The 15,239-nt window shown below is 61.8% G+C and carries 28 protein-coding genes; 7 read left to right on the forward strand and 21 right to left on the reverse strand.

All coding sequences use genetic code 11. The features are described from left to right. On the forward strand, positions 1-1,271 hold a 1,271-nt coding region (locus tag GJ630_RS17370), incomplete at its 5' end, for a tyrosine-type recombinase/integrase (protein ID WP_371727840.1). A gap of 1 nt (position 1,272) precedes the next feature. On the opposite strand, the gene GJ630_RS17375 is transcribed toward GJ630_RS17370, so the two are convergent. The 10 genes from GJ630_RS17375 to GJ630_RS17420 all read right to left on the reverse strand — a co-directional run bounded on the left by GJ630_RS17375 (position 1,273) and on the right by GJ630_RS17420 (position 5,998). Beyond that, on the reverse strand, positions 1,273-1,440 hold the full coding sequence (locus GJ630_RS17375) for a hypothetical protein (protein ID WP_155120729.1): 168 nt from the start codon (positions 1,438-1,440) through the stop codon (positions 1,273-1,275). After that, entirely contained in the window at positions 1,440-1,748 is a 309-nt protein-coding gene (locus GJ630_RS17380; RefSeq protein WP_191450481.1) for a hypothetical protein, read from the reverse strand. Before GJ630_RS17380 ends, GJ630_RS17375 begins: the two co-directional genes overlap by 1 nt. A 177-nt stretch (positions 1,749-1,925) precedes the next feature. Beyond that, positions 1,926-3,110 carry a MarR family transcriptional regulator gene (locus GJ630_RS20655; protein WP_191450483.1) on the reverse strand — a complete coding sequence of 395 codons (1,185 nt, stop codon included), beginning with the start codon at positions 3,108-3,110 and terminating at the stop codon, positions 1,926-1,928. Further along, positions 3,107-3,337, reverse strand: coding sequence for a hypothetical protein (locus tag GJ630_RS17390; protein ID WP_191450485.1), 231 nt, complete (start codon positions 3,335-3,337; stop codon positions 3,107-3,109). Before GJ630_RS17390 ends, GJ630_RS20655 begins: the two co-directional genes overlap by 4 nt. Then, positions 3,334-3,579: a hypothetical protein gene (locus tag GJ630_RS17395; RefSeq protein WP_191450487.1), complete on the reverse strand. Its 246-nt coding sequence runs from the start codon at positions 3,577-3,579 to the stop codon at positions 3,334-3,336. Before GJ630_RS17395 ends, GJ630_RS17390 begins: the two co-directional genes overlap by 4 nt. Next, the gene (locus GJ630_RS17400) at positions 3,572-3,871 is read right to left on the reverse strand and encodes a hypothetical protein (RefSeq protein WP_191450489.1); all 300 of its coding nucleotides are present in this window, start codon (positions 3,869-3,871) and stop codon (positions 3,572-3,574) included. The genes GJ630_RS17395 and GJ630_RS17400 overlap by 8 nt, the downstream gene beginning before the upstream one ends. Continuing rightward, positions 3,871-4,347, reverse strand: coding sequence for a hypothetical protein (locus tag GJ630_RS17405; protein ID WP_191450490.1), 477 nt, complete (start codon positions 4,345-4,347; stop codon positions 3,871-3,873). Before GJ630_RS17405 ends, GJ630_RS17400 begins: the two co-directional genes overlap by 1 nt. Then, complete coding sequence (locus GJ630_RS17410; RefSeq protein WP_170097374.1) at positions 4,348-4,677, reverse strand: hypothetical protein; 330 nt, start codon at positions 4,675-4,677, stop codon at positions 4,348-4,350. It abuts the gene before it with no gap. Beyond that, a complete protein-coding gene (locus GJ630_RS17415) occupies positions 4,677-4,880 on the reverse strand; it encodes a hypothetical protein (protein WP_191450491.1) in 204 nt (67 codons plus the stop codon). The genes GJ630_RS17410 and GJ630_RS17415 overlap by 1 nt, the downstream gene beginning before the upstream one ends. Next, positions 4,880-5,998 (reverse strand): hypothetical protein, encoded by a 1,119-nt coding sequence (locus GJ630_RS17420; protein WP_191450492.1) that lies wholly within the window; start codon positions 5,996-5,998, stop codon positions 4,880-4,882. Before GJ630_RS17420 ends, GJ630_RS17415 begins: the two co-directional genes overlap by 1 nt. A 201-nt stretch (positions 5,999-6,199) precedes the next feature. On the opposite strand from GJ630_RS17420, the gene GJ630_RS17425 reads away from it, so the two are divergent. Beyond that, the gene (locus GJ630_RS17425) at positions 6,200-6,508 is read left to right on the forward strand and encodes a phage repressor protein (protein ID WP_191450493.1); all 309 of its coding nucleotides are present in this window, start codon (positions 6,200-6,202) and stop codon (positions 6,506-6,508) included. Positions 6,509-6,513: 5 nt separating this feature from the next. Here GJ630_RS17425 and GJ630_RS17430 read toward each other — a convergent pair whose 3' ends face one another. From GJ630_RS17430 to GJ630_RS17440, 3 genes are all read right to left on the reverse strand, one after another. Further along, positions 6,514-6,756 carry a hypothetical protein gene (locus GJ630_RS17430; RefSeq protein WP_252718850.1) on the reverse strand — a complete coding sequence of 81 codons (243 nt, stop codon included), beginning with the start codon at positions 6,754-6,756 and terminating at the stop codon, positions 6,514-6,516. 67 nt (positions 6,757-6,823) lie between these two features. Next, a complete protein-coding gene (locus GJ630_RS17435; RefSeq protein ID WP_191450494.1) occupies positions 6,824-7,228 on the reverse strand; it encodes a hypothetical protein in 405 nt (134 codons plus the stop codon). A gap of 50 nt (positions 7,229-7,278) precedes the next feature. Further along, positions 7,279-8,346, reverse strand: a complete 1,068-nt coding sequence (locus GJ630_RS17440; RefSeq protein ID WP_191450496.1) for a Cdc6/Cdc18 family protein — start codon at positions 8,344-8,346, stop codon at positions 7,279-7,281. A gap of 163 nt (positions 8,347-8,509) precedes the next feature. Between GJ630_RS17440 and GJ630_RS17445 the strand changes: the two genes are divergently transcribed. Then, complete coding sequence (locus tag GJ630_RS17445; RefSeq protein ID WP_191450498.1) at positions 8,510-9,055, forward strand: hypothetical protein; 546 nt, start codon at positions 8,510-8,512, stop codon at positions 9,053-9,055. Here GJ630_RS17445 and GJ630_RS17450 read toward each other — a convergent pair. The 8 genes from GJ630_RS17450 to GJ630_RS17485 all read right to left on the reverse strand — a co-directional run bounded on the left by GJ630_RS17450 (position 9,052) and on the right by GJ630_RS17485 (position 12,129). Next, entirely contained in the window at positions 9,052-9,777 is a 726-nt protein-coding gene (locus tag GJ630_RS17450) for a hypothetical protein (RefSeq protein WP_049943075.1), read from the reverse strand. The two genes, GJ630_RS17445 and GJ630_RS17450, sit on opposite strands and share 4 nt — an antisense overlap. Before the next feature lie 345 nt (positions 9,778-10,122). Next, entirely contained in the window at positions 10,123-10,338 is a 216-nt protein-coding gene (locus GJ630_RS17455; RefSeq protein ID WP_191450502.1) for a hypothetical protein, read from the reverse strand. Continuing rightward, on the reverse strand, positions 10,335-10,496 hold the full coding sequence (locus GJ630_RS17460; RefSeq protein ID WP_191450506.1) for a hypothetical protein: 162 nt from the start codon (positions 10,494-10,496) through the stop codon (positions 10,335-10,337). Before GJ630_RS17460 ends, GJ630_RS17455 begins: the two co-directional genes overlap by 4 nt. Beyond that, on the reverse strand, positions 10,493-10,690 hold the full coding sequence (locus GJ630_RS17465; RefSeq protein ID WP_191450509.1) for a hypothetical protein: 198 nt from the start codon (positions 10,688-10,690) through the stop codon (positions 10,493-10,495). Before GJ630_RS17465 ends, GJ630_RS17460 begins: the two co-directional genes overlap by 4 nt. Then, positions 10,687-11,010, reverse strand: coding sequence for a hypothetical protein (locus GJ630_RS17470; RefSeq protein WP_191450511.1), 324 nt, complete (start codon positions 11,008-11,010; stop codon positions 10,687-10,689). The genes GJ630_RS17465 and GJ630_RS17470 overlap by 4 nt, the downstream gene beginning before the upstream one ends. Continuing rightward, positions 11,010-11,333 carry a hypothetical protein gene (locus GJ630_RS17475; protein WP_191450514.1) on the reverse strand — a complete coding sequence of 108 codons (324 nt, stop codon included), beginning with the start codon at positions 11,331-11,333 and terminating at the stop codon, positions 11,010-11,012. The genes GJ630_RS17470 and GJ630_RS17475 overlap by 1 nt, the downstream gene beginning before the upstream one ends. A 53-nt stretch (positions 11,334-11,386) precedes the next feature. Then, positions 11,387-11,851, reverse strand: coding sequence for a hypothetical protein (locus GJ630_RS17480; RefSeq protein WP_191450516.1), 465 nt, complete (start codon positions 11,849-11,851; stop codon positions 11,387-11,389). After that, positions 11,851-12,129 carry a hypothetical protein gene (locus GJ630_RS17485; RefSeq protein WP_191450518.1) on the reverse strand — a complete coding sequence of 93 codons (279 nt, stop codon included), beginning with the start codon at positions 12,127-12,129 and terminating at the stop codon, positions 11,851-11,853. The genes GJ630_RS17480 and GJ630_RS17485 overlap by 1 nt, the downstream gene beginning before the upstream one ends. A 175-nt stretch (positions 12,130-12,304) precedes the next feature. On the opposite strand from GJ630_RS17485, the gene GJ630_RS17490 reads away from it, so the two are divergent. Genes GJ630_RS17490 through GJ630_RS17505 form a run of 4 tightly spaced genes read left to right on the forward strand, consistent with a single transcriptional unit; the run spans position 12,305 to position 14,863 of the window. After that, positions 12,305-12,571 (forward strand): hypothetical protein, encoded by a 267-nt coding sequence (locus GJ630_RS17490; RefSeq protein ID WP_252718851.1) that lies wholly within the window; start codon positions 12,305-12,307, stop codon positions 12,569-12,571. Next, on the forward strand, positions 12,531-14,213 hold the full coding sequence (locus tag GJ630_RS17495) for a hypothetical protein (protein WP_191450521.1): 1,683 nt from the start codon (positions 12,531-12,533) through the stop codon (positions 14,211-14,213). The genes GJ630_RS17490 and GJ630_RS17495 overlap by 41 nt, the downstream gene beginning before the upstream one ends. Then, positions 14,164-14,373, forward strand: a complete 210-nt coding sequence (locus GJ630_RS17500; protein ID WP_191450523.1) for a hypothetical protein — start codon at positions 14,164-14,166, stop codon at positions 14,371-14,373. The genes GJ630_RS17495 and GJ630_RS17500 overlap by 50 nt, the downstream gene beginning before the upstream one ends. 4 nt (positions 14,374-14,377) lie before the next feature. After that, positions 14,378-14,863 (forward strand): metal-dependent hydrolase, encoded by a 486-nt coding sequence (locus GJ630_RS17505; RefSeq protein WP_191450525.1) that lies wholly within the window; start codon positions 14,378-14,380, stop codon positions 14,861-14,863. The last annotated feature ends 376 nt before the right edge of the window (positions 14,864-15,239 follow it).

Genomic DNA, 15,239 nt, shown 5'->3' on the forward strand with positions numbered 1-15,239 from the left:
TGCCCGGGGAGGGCAATATACCCGAGCTTTACATGCCCGTCGCCCGTGGCACTGTCTACATGACCGACAACCCCGCCAGCGCCGTCGACACCATGGTCGACCGCCTCGAGGACGGTCACTATGACATCAGCGACGCCGACCGAGATCTCCTCCTCGATCTCGATCGGCAGATCCGCCTGCTGGGCCCCAGTGAGTTCTCCGACCACCGCCACGAGTTCCTGCTCCGGCGTGGGCTCATCATCGCGAAGCGTGTCGGCGGGCTCGCCGATGGCGTCGACGACCGCGAAGCCGCGGAAGATATCGTCCAGTGGATCAACACCGAACAGACCGGCAGTCCCGAGACAAACAAGGACTACCGCGTCGCGTTCCGCACGATCGGGAAGATCGTCACCGACGGTGACGAGTACCCGGACGCTGTCGAGTGGGTCCCCGGCGGGTATCCCGACAACTACGACCCGGCACCGAACCCCGCAACCATGCTGGACTGGGCCGACGATATCCAGCCGATGTTGGACGCCTGCCTCAACTCCCGCGACCGAGCGCTGGTCGCCCTCGCATGGGATCTGGGCCCTCGCCCCGGCGAACTCTACGACCTCACACCTGGCGATATCGTCGATCACGACTACGGCCTGCAGGTCACACTCAACGGGAAGAACGGCCGCCGATCGCCCGTCCTCGTCCCATCGGTGCCCTATGTCCGCCGATGGCTCGACGATCACCCCGGCGGCGACACCGACCCGCTGTGGTGCAAGCTCTCGTCGCCAGAGAGCATCTCGAACAACCGTGTCCGTGACGCACTGAAAGACGTCGCCGACCGCGCCGGCGTCGACAAGACCGTCACGCCGACGCACTTCCGAAAGTCCTCGGCCAGCTATCTCGCCTCGCAGGGCGTCTCGCAGGCCCACCTCGAAGAACACCACGGCTGGACGCGTGGATCCGACATCGCGAGCCGGTACATCGCCGTCTTCGACGACGCCAGCGAGCGGGAGATCGCCCGCGCCCACGGCCTTGATGTCGAAGCTGACGAACCCGATGCTGTCGGTCCACTGGTCTGCCCGCGCTGCGAGCAGAAGACGCCCCGGGAGAAAGACGCTTGCGTGTGGTGTGGCCAGGTCCTCTCCCAGACCGCGGCCGAAGAGGCCGAACGACAGCGACAGGATGCGATGGACAGCATGGTCGCCGCCGACAGCGACCTTGCCGAAGCCATCGCGACTGTCGAAGCTGAAATCGGCGACGACGTCTCTATCCGTATCGAAGGACTGGACGAGTGACTCAGACATCGTAGCCAGCCTCCCGAAGAGACGCAAGCCAGTTTTCCGCATATTCGGCGTAGGGAACGTCGCTCTCGGCGATTGTCTGCAGCTCTTCGTGGACGTTGTACAGCGTTTCGAGTCGGTCGTCGTCAGGGTCGTCAATTTGTGTATCAGCAGTTTTACTCATCAGAAATCAGCCTCCTGCAGTGAGCGCTCGTGGTCCTCGTGGACCTCGCGAGCAGCGGCGTGAAGTTTCCCTCGAGCTCGCAGGTCCGGCGCCGGCGCGGTTACCCCCTCGAAGGAATCGCGCTGGCGCCATCGCGTGGCGAGTTCGGTGGTGATACGGCCCAGTCCCTCACACAGCACACAGCAATTGTCGCCGTGCATGCAGTGGCCCTTCGCGTGACAGATATCGTCGATGCATTCGACGTGTTCACCGGTGCCACCACAGCGAATGCAGTCGATCCAGTCAGCGTTGCCCCGGGTGGTGGTCATGGTATCGCCCCCACGATGAAGGCGGTCACGACCAGCGAGGCGAGCCCCAAGAGCAGCATCACAAGACCGTGGTGAACCGGCTGCATCAGGTCTCACCCCGGTAGCTGCTGGCGTCGGTTACCTGGTTGTACACACCGACGGTGTGACAGAACAGGCGGGCTCTGGCTTCCCGAACGTTCAGCTCGTTGGCGACGTCGCGAGGTAACTGAGTCCTTCTCGCTGGCGCCCCTCGACAGCCTCGACGGCATCACGGATATCCTGTGCTGTGACGCCCGGCGGCAGATCTCCATCCGACTCAGTCGTGACACCACCGTCGGCCTCGGCCTCTTGTGCACCGGCGCTGTCCTCGTCGATAGGGTCACCGACGCGGTGGTCATCTCGTTTGCTTTCGTCGACAAGTGAGTAGAGCTGTCGGCGGCCGTCGTCGGGATCTGCCCGCGACTCGACGCGCCCCATCTCTTCGAGGGCGTTGAGATTCGTTGAGATAGCCTGCAAGCTCCGCTGGGTAATGTGTTTTAGCTCGGCACTGGGGAGCTCACCATGCTCGGCGAGGGCAGCGAGTACCTCCTCGCCTGTTGGCGGTAGCTCTGACAACTCGTCGTCGTCAACAGCGACTTCGCCGTCGGCATCGGCCGCCTCGTCATCTATGTCATCGGCCGTATCAGTGGGATCCGTCTCTTGCTCGGTGGCATCACCGTCGGCGTCGAACCCGAGCCGGTCGGCATTGAACTGGACCCGCGGGAGGGCAAACGCTCGCTCGCCCCACTCGTCGGTGAGCCGGTCGATAACGGTCTCGATCTGGGCGTCATCGTAACAGCCCGTGGCCGTGCCGTCGTCGTGGACCTGTTCCTCATCGGGTAGGTGGTCGACGACGAAACGTCGGGCGAGCTCCCAGTCGTCGACGTCGACGATCTCGACCGGGTGCGTGGTGAGGCCGGCTTGCTCGGCGACCCACAGGCGTTTGTGTCCTTCAACGACCTCGAAAGCTTCCGTGCCATCGACGGGCCGGACGACAGGGAACGAGCCGGTCCAGCCGTCGTTGCGAACGCGAGCGATGTAGCCGCAGTTCCCTTCACGGTCGAACTCGCGAACGGCGTACGGCGCCGGCTCGATGGCGTCGGGACTGACTGTCTCGATGTGACTCTTGGCCTCTAGAATCTCGATGCTATCGCAGTGGGCGACGTAGGCCGTCCCGATATCGTCGTCGCGGTCCACGTTGACTGCGTCACGGAGCAGGACATGGCGGTCGTGGTAGTGCAGGCGCTCGGCCCAGCCCTCGTAGGTGGTGCCGTCGTTGCCGACGACACGGACTCGTTCACCCCGGAAGTGACCGCCGAGGGCGTCGAACAGCGGGTTGCTCACAGACTGAGCACCTCCCGCACTGCCGCGACGATATCTGCTGGCCGTCGACCGTGGATGTAGGGGTGTAACGTGCGATCGTAGCCGCTGTGGACGGAACAATACGAGACGTAGCAGCCTTCGGCCTGCATGTGGTTCGCAGCGGCGACGTGACGCCGGTGCATGTCCCAGAGATTAGGGCTAAGCCCGGGTCCATCCGGCCGGTTCTCGATAGCTGGCCGTCGCGTCATGCTATCCGCCTCCGGACGGTGTCGATGTGCCACCACGCGGTCATGACTGTCCAGTCGTCGTTGGCCTCCGCGCCGGTCGGGTAGCCGCCCGGCCAGACGTGGGTTGCCTCACCAGTGTCGATGAGATAGACCGTCGCGACATGTTCACCGCGGAGCCGGGCCGTAGTATCCTCGACCGCCTCGCCGTCGTCGTCCAGGACGCCAACCTCGCCGTCGACGTCGTAGGTGTCGCCCTCAGACATCGTCGTCACCACCTTCGAAAAAGCACTCAACACAGCTGTCGAGCCAGTCGCCCTCTGGTCCGGGACAGCCAACGATGCCGTGTTGGCAGGTAGTGTCTTGGTCGCCGACACCGGTCAGCTGGGCCGTGGTCGCGATGGCGTCGCGACGGCTCACGCCACCGTCCGTCGCAACGCGCTTGACCTCGACATCGTGCCGTTCCTTACGTTCGTGGCGCTCAGCTTCGTCGCTCGCCGACACGAGATCCTGCGCAGTCTCGGACCACGAGCAGTCCTGGCAGTCAGCGACCGCCATCAGTCCGCACCTCCCTCGACCAGCGTGGCTTCGTCAGTGGTCACAGCCCGGGGCGCTCCATGGAGAAGATCCTTCGCAGCGGACCGGGTAGCGACCTCGCGAAAGTATGGGTCCTCGCCTTGGAGTCGGTCCAGCGACGAGTAGCCGGCGACGAAAAACCGCCCCTCATCGGGAACGTACTCGATCTCGTTGAACCCAGCGCTCGACCAGGTCACTACGACGAGGTCACCGCCGGTGTGTTGGATGGCCCGCAGCCAGTCAATCGGGCGCGGTTCGTCGGCGGGAATCTCGCCACACAGTGCCGCCCGGACACGCTTGACCGTCTTGCGCTGCCCGTTGTCGGCCTCATCGAGAGCGGCCAGTGCGGCGGCGGTCGCGGACTGGTCGGCCGGCAGCGGGAGCTGGTCCAGATCCCACGAGAGATCTTCGTTCGGTGGGTGGCTTCGCGCCGCAGGCTGGCGTGATGTGGCTGCCATCTACACCACCTCCTCGCCGTGCTTGCGGTCCCATTCGAACTCGTAGTCGACCTCATCGAGTTTGTGCCGCAGCGAGGGCCGCTGGTCGCTACGACCACCGTGTGGCTGGTCGAGGACACACTTCGTACAGGCCGGATACAGCCGGCGGTGACACTCCCGCCGGGTCATGTCCGCTGGATCGTCGGCCGTGAGGTCGGCACAGTCCGGGTCGTCGTGGTAGCAGATGTCGCCGCGGCCGCTTGTCCGGACTCGGTAGACGGTGTCGTCGAGGTCGCCGTCGTCTTGCTCGATCCGATGGCGTCGTTCGTCACGGGTGATTGCGCCGGCCATCAGCACCACGCCTCCCGCTCGACCACGACGTTACTCTTGATCCACTCCTCGGACTCAGTCGTCGCGACTGTGACGTTCGCGAGCGTGGTGAGCTGGATGTCGGCCGTCGGCGCGAGCAGCACACCGGTCGGGTCTTTGATACAGGCCATCGCCTCTGGCATGGTGTGCTGGCGCTCGCGGGCGCACGCGGAGGGTTCCGACATCAGTCATCACCCCACGAGCCACGGAACGTCTCCTCGACGGTCACATGCACGGACACGTCGACATCGTCGGCCACCGAGTGTCGCGCCGCGCGTTCGAGATCATCCGCGAGCGTGCGGAGTTTCGAGGCGGCCTCGATGCGGGTGTCGGTGAGCTGTTCGTCGACGCTGGCGCCGGCTGGGTGGTCCGCATCGCGGAGATGGTCAGCTACGCGCTCGAGCGCGTTGAGCTCATCGCTGGCGAGGGCTGGCTCAGCGCTGCGGGTGACCTGCTCGATAACGTCTTCGGGTCGCTTGCCCTCAACAGTGATCCCGCCGTCGGTGGCTATCTCCTCGTCGTCGGGGTGAAGGTGCTCGGGTAGGTCGTCGAGATTGTCTCGGTCCACGCCGGTCGCGACGATGCGGTTTTCGTTGTCGAACCCACAGCCGGGACACTCGAACTCGACGATGATATGGAAGTTACCGTCGGCAAAGCTGGTCCGCTGGTCATACCGAACGTTAGGGAACTCTTGGTCACAGCTCCGGCAGGTCAGCAGGCCCTCGGCGGCGTCTAGCCCCACACCGTCGCTGTCGGGGTTGAGTTCGGTGAACGTCTCGCGCTGCGGGCAGTCGTCTTTTTCGTGGATACGGAGTTTCGTGAGCGTCTGGAACGTATCTCCACAGGCGTCACACTCGTATTTGCCACCGTCGGTCATCGGCTCACCGACGTGGTCAGCGCTGACATCGTCGGGGTCGGCTTTCGCGAGTTTGCCCGCGATGTAGCCGGGATCGCCGGGCGTGGCCTGCCGCTCGCGCTCAATGGGATCGTCGAAGGTGGCCCCGCAGTGCCGGCACGCGTAGTGGTCGTCCGAGGGCCGGCCTCGGAGCTTGTCACCCGAGCGGGCGGTGATGGCCGTCGTGTCGCACTCCGGACACGCGCGGACAGTGTTTTTTGACTGCGGGTCGTCCGTCAGCGTGGAGGACCCGGCCCCTATCTGAGTCCTCTCCGGGTGACTCGCGTCTTCGCGCGAGTCCGTTTTTGCGTCGACATCGTCTTCTGGAGAATCATCGCCGCTCGTGCGGCGGGCTGTACTCGTCGTGTTGGGCTCACTTTTATGAGCCCGGTGATTGGATTGTTGCATGGTTTCCGGAATCGCCCTTACAGGCTTCGGAAGCCACGGCCCGAGGTGTTAGGGCACCATTCGAGGGCCGCTTTTGGCGAGTAGGGTTCGGCTTCCAGTTCTATCTATGAGTCAGGGGCCACTTAATCTTAGCGCCGCTTAGTCACTTTAGTATCGTTGGCGTCGGTTATTTAACCAGTCCTTACCAACGGTATGATAGTGATGGCTGTGAAACTGCCTGATGAATTGAAACTCACCGAGACCGATTTCCTCATCCTGTCCGTGCTGCGGGATGGACGAAATATCCCGGCGAACATCGCGCTCGATATCGACCGAGCGCGAAACTACATCAACCAGCGGATGCCGTATTTGCTGGATTATGATCTCGTAGAGAAGATCGGCCCCTACGAAGACTCGGGTCTGTACGAACTGACAGAGCGCGGCCGCTTGGCATACGAACATCGCGCCGAATACCACGACGATGACGTTGATTTTGACGAATATCTCGACGAGCTCGTCGGCGAGTCGTGACATTCTCACGCGGGTTGTGCGATCATCGACAGCTCATCTTCCAGCCAGTCGGGCGTCTCGATATCGGCCAGTTCCCCACCGCGGTAGGTACTCTCGACGTCCACTTCACCGGACAGACTGACTTGGCAGATCCAGCGCCGGCCATCAGGATGGGTGACCTTCAGGCGGTGGCCATCCTCGCTGCGGCCCTGCTGGCGTACCTCAACTTCATTGCCGGCGTAGTCCCGGATACTCATTTTCTGTGGCATACACACCACACCGAGGGGTGGCTGTTGTTTAAAAAGGTGCTAGATGTCCGAATAATTTAGTCGGGGCCTACGCGTCGATCTCGGTGACCGCGATATCATCTTCGACGGGGGCATCGCCCTGATACAATCCGAGTTCGCCCATCCGTTCGGCGGTGATCGTGACGGCCTCCTGGACGGCGTCGGCACTGTCAGCATCGATGACCGAGAGGTGCCCGTCCTCAAAGATGATGACCGTCGGCCGTCCGTCATCGAGATGGTACACGATAGCCGGGAACGTTTCGGGGTCGTACTTGATGTTGGCCAGCCCCATTCCGATGGCGATGGCGTTGAGGTTAAGATCTGTCCCGAGGTCGTAGTACCCGCCGGTCAGCCCGTCGGCGATGTCCTCCTCGAACTCGACAACAGTTTTCCGAAGCGCGGACACGTCAGTCGCAGCGCCTGCAGGGTCCTCTCTGATGTCCTGTGGGTCCATGTTTCAGCCCTCACCCAGCGGCCGGAAAAGTGTTTGCCCAATTATCTGTTTTACGTACCAGGTTGTAGCTCTGTACTCAGGTCGATATCGTAGCCTGATCGGACACTCTGGTCGATAACCGCATACCGACGATCCCGCGTTGAGCCCAGCCGCTCAACAAGGTCGTACTCATCGAGCTTCCGGAGCTTCCGGCGCTGTGACCGCTCCGCCAGTGGCGTTCGCGAGCGGCCGTCGTACATCCTGTCGGCGACAGCGTCGTAGCGGTCGTGCAGCGTCTCGCCGTCGATTTCCACGGCGTCCCGTACCAGCGCGTAGAGCAGGTGGTGATGGAACGACAGCGAGTCCAGCGCTGCCTGCCGCATCCACTCCCGGGCCAGTGGATACGCGCCGGCGACGTCCTCATCGCGAACGGTGTGGTGGTCCCGATCCTGTGCCAGCGTCGCCGCGGCCAGCAGCGAGTAGATCCCGAAGCGGGCGATGCCAGCGACCTCGTCGGCGATCATTTCGAGCTGGCGTCGGGCGACGACGCCATAGTCCAGCCCCTTCTCGGCGCGGGGTTCGAGGATGTCGGCCAGCTCATCGGTGCCGTAGCGATCCAGCGTCAGCGTCTGTCCGTGCAACCGGTGGGTGATCCGTCTGGGGGCGTGGGTCAGCCACTCGGCAGCGTTGTAGCAGATGACCACCAGCGAGATGCCGGTGACGTCGGCCAACCGGTCGAGCGCCTTGGTGTCGTGGATGCCAGAGGCCTCGTCGAGGATAACCACCAACGGGTCCTCAACACGCTCGCGCAAGGAGAGACACAGGTCTTCGAGTGGTGTGTTGGTAGCGGGTTTGGGCCCGACCGCCGCCAGTACTTCTCGGATGATGCTCGCCGTCGACGCTCCCATACACTCGACGTGGGTGTAGTCGAGATCGTGGCGCTCGGACAGCTGGCTGAGTGTGTGTCGCGCCAGGACAGTCTTCCCGACGCCGGGCGACCCCTCGATGAGGAGGTCATCGCCTTGCTGGCCGCGCTTTGTGGGTGCGAGCGCAGTGGCAAGCCGGTCGACGGCAGCGTCGCGGTGGAGGAGGCGTTGCGGGGCGTACGTGTCGTCAAAGACCGACCGGTCCGCAATCATGTCAGCGACTGATGATAGCGTGGTATATAAATGGGTGCGTGATGTCCGGAAACGTATTTTTGTTCGTCCCAAATGATATTACCTTTGGATATCATGATTATGTTGTATGAAAGTAGTGGTCTGTGGGCCCCCTCATTCTGGCAAGAGTACATTCACTGCCTGCATGATTCAGGTTATCCGAGAACGTAAACGAAATCGCTCATACAATATCTCATTCACATGGATGCCATTGGATGTCACAGATAATTCACTGGCAGCGCTTGTCGACACCAACGATGAGGTCGAACAAAAACGGGACGTAGAGTGGTCCAAAGAGCGTGCTGAGGAACGGCAAGCTATGTTTGAGGGGCGAGACGAGCGACTTGTCTTGGCCGATGCACCAGGTAAAATAACGGACGAGCTGCAGACAGTCATTCAACCAGCTGACGCGGTAATCGTACTTGCCAGTCGTGAAAAAGAGGACATGGTCGAAGACTGGAAACTAGCCGCGAAAGAATGCGGCTTAGATATTTTTGCAGAACTAACAACAGTACTAGAAGATGATATTGGGGCTGGCTGGCTTGATCGACAAGAGCGTCAAGGAGTACTCCGAAGTATCGAGAGAGCCGAGTTTGAACAGCGACAGATCGATGCTCTGGAGGACCCAACGCGCCGCGTAGTCAAACAGCTTGTAACGGATTTGCTCAAGGAATGTGAGGCAGAGGATTAGTTATCTGCCAACTCGCTGTATGCGGATTCCATTTCGCTGACAATCTCTTCGAGATCGTCAACGGTGGTCTTCAGCGATGTACGTTGACAGACCAACTGCGCGCGGACCTGTTCTGCAGCGTTGCTCAACTGTTCAAACGTCTCTTCACTGGGGGCGTCGTCAGTTTCGTAATCTGGCGACCCACGGAGTTGGTTCCAGAGTCCTTTGGTATCATCTACTTGGACACGGAGGTCCTTTCGGACTGCCTGTGCACACAGCCGGTTGTACAATTCTTTGTCCCCGGTGACATCGATGGGATCGCTTTGGATGATCACATTGTTTACCACACTCCCGTTGATTTGTGACTCGGAGTCGATTTCGATCCGGACCGCTTCGCTCTCACTTCGGTAGGTGAGGTACCACTCATCCGTGTCTTCAGAGGCGTACTCATCTGTCTTGAGCCAGCCTCGTGCATCAGCGAACTCCTCCAAGTCGTTGTACGTGAAGCCTGCGGGGATATTTCTGATCTCAAGCTTGACATCCCCGTTCTCTTCCACAACTTGGACATCAACCTCTGTCTCTGGATCGAGCTGGTATTCAGAGGCAAAGTGTGCATCAAAGTGGAGCGATACGCCGCCGCCGCTACCACTGGCGGAAAGTTTTTTCCTGAAATGCTCAAGTGGTGGCCCGTCTTTGTTGTCGGGATGTCCATCACCACGATCAGTCATTTCTGTCATGTACATATGATTCCAACAGTCCCGATTATATAAAACCTGCTCCGTGGGTACTATCTTCGATAATAGCTTTATATAGTGGTCGGAAAACGATAATCTTGTCTTTTAGTTATATTCGGTTTACTCCTCATTGAAGTCTATGCGTACCAATGGTTGGACCATGTGATAGCCATGTTACGTCTTGGTATCAGGAGTAATTGCCTCGCGCGCGAGTACACACAGTTGGCTTCGGCGTCGAGATGGTGCCTCCCCTGTAAGGACAATTGGAATCAAATATCTCCCGGTTGGCTACCATATCCGCGACTGTGACGATAGGTCGGATAAAAGTCTACTCCAGTACCCGAAGCGGTGGGATCAGTCAAGCAGCTGCTCAGCGTACCACTGCGAGTGAACGAACCGCTGTGGGCACCACTGCTCGTGTGGGAAGTCGTCGATGTTCGTCGCCACAGCCCTACACTCGGTACACCGAATCTCGCCGGTCGGCCGGCGTGCGGTCAGCCCGCCCTGCCCGACCGAGGCCTCCTCGAAGACGAGTTCGAACGTCGTTGACGGGTCAGCGAAGGACTTCATTTGAGATCGACCTCGACCCCGCTCGACCGTCGGTACGCCAACAACGCGAGTCGGTCGCGTGGGAGCGGCACGTACACACCCAGCCGTAGCGACGAAAGCGGCGTCAGCTCGACGTGGGCCCAGTCGATGTGGCCCTGCCCGTACTGCATCTCGGTCATGCCAGGACCTCCGCGCCCTCGATGTCGATGCTATCGACAATCTCCGATCCAACGTAGACCCACTGACAACCGTTCCAGCGCTCCTCAACGCGACGCCAGCCGCCCTCGTCACGCGGTTCGTAACGGTCCCGCTGGGCTGGCCCCCGGAGTGGCTGGCGTCGTACGACGACCGCGTCGGTCTGGTCCGGACTCATCGGGACACCCCGGTATCGATGTGTAGGCCATCGTCGATAGCGTCGTAATCAACCCCGGCGGGGATTGCGCGCTCGCCGCGTGCGAACTCGACGCGTCGGATGTGCTTGCAGCCACCGGAGGGTCGCCGGTGGATCATGTCCGGACAGTCACAGCAGGGAACGTGGGGCGTGACGATGTAGCGCTGCCCGCGGTTGTAGACCGCGACTTGCTCGTCGCGGGTGGCGGGGTCGTCCGGGTAGACGTCCATGTGCTCGGTCAGTGCCGCCACATCGCGCTGGTCCAGCTGGGTGAGGGCGTCGATGTCGACAGCTGCCGCCATCAGTTCTCAGCCTCCTCGTCGTCATGAACCGGCGTCTCCAGTTGGAGTCGTGAACGCGGGTAGGCGTAGCGCTGGACGCGTTCGATATCGACGGTGGTCCGCTGGGCGAAGACGGCCTCGACGACGCGGTCGTCGGCTGGGTAGTCTTCGTTGTAGTCGGCAACCGTCGTACCGTCGTAGCACTCGTGCTCGTCGGCGCGGGCGGCCAGCGTCGCAACGACGACCAGCGGCGCATCACGATCCTTCTCGCGGTCGTGGACGTGGTCGCCGACGTGGAGCTGCGGGCGATCGTCGGCAGTGTCGAGAGTCTGCTCACTCGGCATCGAACCACCACCAGAGGACAGGGTCTTGCGCGAGAAGCGGCAGGTGGTCGCCCTCACGCATCAGCATCGCCGCTCACCTCCTGCGTGTCCAGTGTCGCCTGCACGCGAGCCGCCGCGCTGTGTGGCACAACGTCGACCAGCGCCGATTGCGACACACCGGCCAGTGCTTCGGTGGTTTCGTAGCCGGCCTGGTAGAGTTTCGTTGCGATGAGCCACGACTCGTTGAGCTCCTCGGCAAGGTCGCCGATGCGCTGAGCGTCGTCGATTCGAGCCGTGACGACCTCGTCGATGGCTGCCCCAGCTGCCCCGGCAGCCTCGCCGGCAAGCCGTTCGACATCGTCGCCGACGTCGTGTTCACCCCCGCTGACGAGGACGGCGTTCTGTTGGACGGTCACCAGCGCTGCGAAGACCTCATCATCTGCGAGGAGGTCCCGCAGTATTTCGGACTCGGCGTCGGGCAGGTCTGTGTCATGGGAGATGTTGCGTGCCTCGCGGTGAGTGAGGTTCTGTTCGACCATCACGCACCGGCCTCCATGGCGCGGGCGAGCATCTCGCCGAAGCCCTCGTCGTAGCGGAGGTCGTCCCACGCCTTGACGTGGCGGACCCAATCGTCGATGTCACGGCCAGTGTCGGCGAGGTCGAAGACTTGGACGGCGTCGCCGTCGACGACGAACACGCGCTCGTCATAAGCGGCAGCTGCCATGTAGTAGTGGCTGCGACCCTCGGAATCGGTGCCGACGAGCGCAGCGCCGTCGGGAACAGTACTCTTTTCGGTGGGTGCGATGTAGTCTTGCATGTCTCGGCTCCACGAGACACCGGTCGACTGCTGGAACAGTCGGCCACTTTCTGTGGCACCTGGCGTCTCTACTTCATAGTATAGCGGCCTTGCACTAATAGTTTGTGATACAAACCTGTATAGGCAACTCCCGTAGCAAGCTTTTTACACGAACGGATTGAAGAGTAAGCTTGTAATGCAAGCCGAAGAAACGAACCCTATGGCGTTGGACGATGATGATCTCCGTGACGTCGACCGAGATCTGTTGGATTATCTCCGTGAGGGGCGTGTAACACCAGCCTACGCACGCGACCGTATGGCCGATGAAGGCGCGCGTGAGGTGACAAGTACATACCTCGGACAACGACTACAGCGGCTGGAGGAGCACGATCATGTGGTCAATCTCTACAACAACGGACTCTATGAGCTTGCCGACGACCCGCGAGAGAAAGACGATGCCTGAGCAGGCCCAACTCGGCCCCGAAAAGATGACCGACTCGACTGTCACGCTCGGCGATGTCCAGTTCGACCCCGTTGCAGAGCAGGACTTCCGGCTGTCCGTCGAGGGGACCAGCGGCACTGGAAAGAGCAACACACTGGCGGTCATCCTGGAGGACCTCGCCGACGTGGCCATCCCGACGCTCATCGTCGAACGACTGGGGGCGCTGTCGCCAGTCCGCCTCGAAGACGAGGATATCGTCGTGGTCGGTGCTCGCGAAGAGGACGGCGTCGACCTCGCCGTCGGGCTGGAGGATCTCGACCAGCTGGGCTCGTGGGTTCTCGATCGCGGCATGAAGGTCCTGCTGGATGTCAGCACCTATGCCGACTACGAGGCCGAGGGCAGCCGGGTCCACGAAGCGGCGGCCCGGGCGGTCCGAAGCCTAAACGACCGGGCCCACGAGAAGTACCGCAGCGGCGACCGGACGAAGTCGCTACTCGCTGTTGATGAGGTCCATTACATGGCCCCGAAAGACAGCGCTCCGGAGCCTAAACTCGACGAACACGTCAAGCGCTGTCGGGGGCAACTCATCAAGGTCGCTACGGAGGGTGGCAACAAGGGTATCTCGGTCATCACGGGCTACCAGCGCCGGGCATTTTTGCACAACGGCATCATCCAGCTATGCGATGACTACATCGCCCACAAACCCGGTGATGAGGACGTTGACCGGACGGCTGACGCGCTGCGCTGCTCCGAGGAGGAACTGGCCAATCTAGGCACCGGGGAGATCCTCGCGCGCGGCGAGTCCATCACGGACGGCGACCTCGTGGGCCCGACGAAGGTCCGGAAGCGCCGGTCGCCGGACCCTCGCGAAGAGTCGTTCGAGCTCCCCGAGACTCCCGACGAACTGAGCAACGTCCTCGAGGACATTCAGGAGGAGGTCGAGGCCGAGCGCGAGCGTCGCGAGCAACGCCAGGACGAACTTGAACAGCTCCGTGAAGAGAATGAGCGCCTACGCGAGGAGAAAGAGGAGCTGGAGCAGGAATTGGCCGATACCTCGCGACTCGGCGATGCGCTGAAAAATCTCGCTGACAGTGGTGATGCCGCACCAGCCGCTGCCCAAGACGTTGGGGAAGGTGTGGCGGACCTGCAGGAGCGCGTATCGGAACTGAAGTCCGAGCGCGACGGTCTCCAGGAGCGTCTTGACGAACAGCAGGCGACTATCGACGAGCTCCGCGACGAGCGCGATGGACTCCAGGACGACGTCGCCGACTTGGAGGCCGAGGTCCAAGAAGTCCGAGCAGCCTTCGACGGGGCCGCTGAGCACGTCCAGGAACTGGCCAGTGCGTTCGATGTGGATGTTGACGTAACGGCTCCGGACGCCGGCGCTACTGGTGAGAACACTACCGAGCTTCGTGAACGTGTGGACGAACTCGAAGCCGAGAACAATCGACTTCGCGACCAGCAGCCGGAAACGCTGGAACCCCTGGCCGACTACGAGTCGTTCCTTGAGGACGACGCTGTCCGGGTACATCGATGGCGCAAAAGAGGAGGCGACCTGCTCACCGCGGTACATCAAGGGCGTGCTCGCAACCATCATCGACGAGGGCAGCTGGGTGTCCTACGACGCCGTCGCCGAGCGCCTGGGCGTGTCGACGACCAGTGATGTCTCGAAAGCCGCATCGGAACTGGAGCGGCGGAAGGTCATCAAAAAGGATAGTCGTGACGGCGGAATGCACGTTGACCTAAACGTCGATGGACTGAACGAGGTCCGCGAGGCCGCGGCCCGGCGCGAGAAGACCGAGCAGCTGATGGACGAGTTGTAGGCCGATGTACCAGAACGGCCACTACGGCGCAGCGCTACTCTTTGTTGCCCCAACCGGCGCGCTCCTCATTGCCGCCGGCTTCGTCGAGCTCGCCCTCATGGCCGGAGCCACGGCGGTTGCCCTCGCGATGGTGCCTGATCTCGATCAGCGGGTACCGGGTGTCACGCACCGCGGCCTGACCCACACGGTCTGGTTCGCGCTGCTGGTCGGCGTGCTCACGGCGTCGGGTACGGTGGCGCTTACCATCACTGGCCCCGTCGTATCAGCCATGACAGGGTTCATCGTCGGTGCCGGAACCATCGCCTCACACGTCGCCGCCGACGCACTGACGCCGGCGGGCGTCCGGCCACTAAGTCCCGTCGACGAGACGCGCTACTCGCTTGACTTAGTCAAAGCGAAGAACCCGCTCGCGAACTACGCGCTGCTGGGACTGGGGATCGCCGGCGCAGCGCTTGGTGTCTGGGTCGGGAGCACGGTCGCGAGCGTCTAACCAATGTGCCGACTCGCTGGCTGTGATTGGTGGTCAGCAGCGAGAGACACACCACCGCTTCCGGAGTAAACGGTAGACGTGACAGCTTCAACTTCACAACCGTCTGTCTGAGACCAGACCACCTCGGGGAACACTCGCAGGGTGGTGCAAGTTTCAATCCAACAGAGGATCCGTCTGAAACTCCGAAGCGCCTCATTGATCGCTTGGCGCTTGATGTTGCTTCAACCCCACAAGGGTCCGTCTGAAACCGGCCCGCCGCCGCTGGTGTCAACCCGCATCTCAAGGCTTCAACCCCACAAGGGTCCGTCTGAAACGCTCGGTGAGCGCAAGTCTGGTTGCACCGATATTAGGCTTCAACCCCACAAGGGTCCGTCTG

The sequence above is a fragment of the Haloarcula sp. CBA1122 genome (genome assembly GCF_009741785.1).
Lineage (GTDB): Archaea > Halobacteriota > Halobacteria > Halobacteriales > Haloarculaceae > Haloarcula > Haloarcula hispanica.

Bases quoted from the DNA above. Each gene is read 5' to 3' on its own strand.
- GJ630_RS17390 (WP_191450485.1), bottom strand. From the start codon at position 3,337: ATGACGCGACGGCCAGCTATCGAGAACCGGCCGGATGGACCCGGGCTT.
- GJ630_RS17440 (WP_191450496.1), bottom strand. From the start codon at position 8,346: ATGATTGCGGACCGGTCGGTCTTTGACGACACGTACGCCCCGCAACGC.
- GJ630_RS17405 (WP_191450490.1), bottom strand. From the start codon at position 4,347: ATGGCAGCCACATCACGCCAGCCTGCGGCGCGAAGCCACCCACCGAAC.
- GJ630_RS17435 (WP_191450494.1), bottom strand. From the start codon at position 7,228: ATGGACCCACAGGACATCAGAGAGGACCCTGCAGGCGCTGCGACTGAC.
- GJ630_RS17380 (WP_191450481.1), bottom strand. From the start codon at position 1,748: ATGACCACCACCCGGGGCAACGCTGACTGGATCGACTGCATTCGCTGT.
- GJ630_RS17450 (WP_049943075.1), bottom strand. From the start codon at position 9,777: ATGTACATGACAGAAATGACTGATCGTGGTGATGGACATCCCGACAAC.
- GJ630_RS17425 (WP_191450493.1), top strand. From the start codon at position 6,200: ATGGCTGTGAAACTGCCTGATGAATTGAAACTCACCGAGACCGATTTC.
- GJ630_RS17505 (WP_191450525.1), top strand. From the start codon at position 14,378: ATGTACCAGAACGGCCACTACGGCGCAGCGCTACTCTTTGTTGCCCCA.
- GJ630_RS17480 (WP_191450516.1), bottom strand. From the start codon at position 11,851: ATGGTCGAACAGAACCTCACTCACCGCGAGGCACGCAACATCTCCCAT.
- GJ630_RS17430 (WP_252718850.1), bottom strand. From the start codon at position 6,756: ATGCCACAGAAAATGAGTATCCGGGACTACGCCGGCAATGAAGTTGAG.
- GJ630_RS17445 (WP_191450498.1), top strand. From the start codon at position 8,510: ATGATTCAGGTTATCCGAGAACGTAAACGAAATCGCTCATACAATATC.
- GJ630_RS17375 (WP_155120729.1), bottom strand. From the start codon at position 1,440: ATGAGTAAAACTGCTGATACACAAATTGACGACCCTGACGACGACCGA.
- GJ630_RS17455 (WP_191450502.1), bottom strand. From the start codon at position 10,338: ATGAAGTCCTTCGCTGACCCGTCAACGACGTTCGAACTCGTCTTCGAG.
- GJ630_RS17415 (WP_191450491.1), bottom strand. From the start codon at position 4,880: ATGTCGGAACCCTCCGCGTGCGCCCGCGAGCGCCAGCACACCATGCCA.
- GJ630_RS17465 (WP_191450509.1), bottom strand. From the start codon at position 10,690: ATGAGTCCGGACCAGACCGACGCGGTCGTCGTACGACGCCAGCCACTC.
- GJ630_RS17410 (WP_170097374.1), bottom strand. From the start codon at position 4,677: ATGGCCGGCGCAATCACCCGTGACGAACGACGCCATCGGATCGAGCAA.
- GJ630_RS17470 (WP_191450511.1), bottom strand. From the start codon at position 11,010: ATGGCGGCAGCTGTCGACATCGACGCCCTCACCCAGCTGGACCAGCGC.
- GJ630_RS17475 (WP_191450514.1), bottom strand. From the start codon at position 11,333: ATGCCGAGTGAGCAGACTCTCGACACTGCCGACGATCGCCCGCAGCTC.
- GJ630_RS17420 (WP_191450492.1), bottom strand. From the start codon at position 5,998: ATGCAACAATCCAATCACCGGGCTCATAAAAGTGAGCCCAACACGACG.
- GJ630_RS17495 (WP_191450521.1), top strand. From the start codon at position 12,531: ATGAGCTTGCCGACGACCCGCGAGAGAAAGACGATGCCTGAGCAGGCC.
- GJ630_RS17400 (WP_191450489.1), bottom strand. From the start codon at position 3,871: ATGGCGGTCGCTGACTGCCAGGACTGCTCGTGGTCCGAGACTGCGCAG.
- GJ630_RS17395 (WP_191450487.1), bottom strand. From the start codon at position 3,579: ATGTCTGAGGGCGACACCTACGACGTCGACGGCGAGGTTGGCGTCCTG.
- GJ630_RS17460 (WP_191450506.1), bottom strand. From the start codon at position 10,496: ATGACCGAGATGCAGTACGGGCAGGGCCACATCGACTGGGCCCACGTC.
- GJ630_RS17490 (WP_252718851.1), top strand. From the start codon at position 12,305: ATGCAAGCCGAAGAAACGAACCCTATGGCGTTGGACGATGATGATCTC.
- GJ630_RS17485 (WP_191450518.1), bottom strand. From the start codon at position 12,129: ATGCAAGACTACATCGCACCCACCGAAAAGAGTACTGTTCCCGACGGC.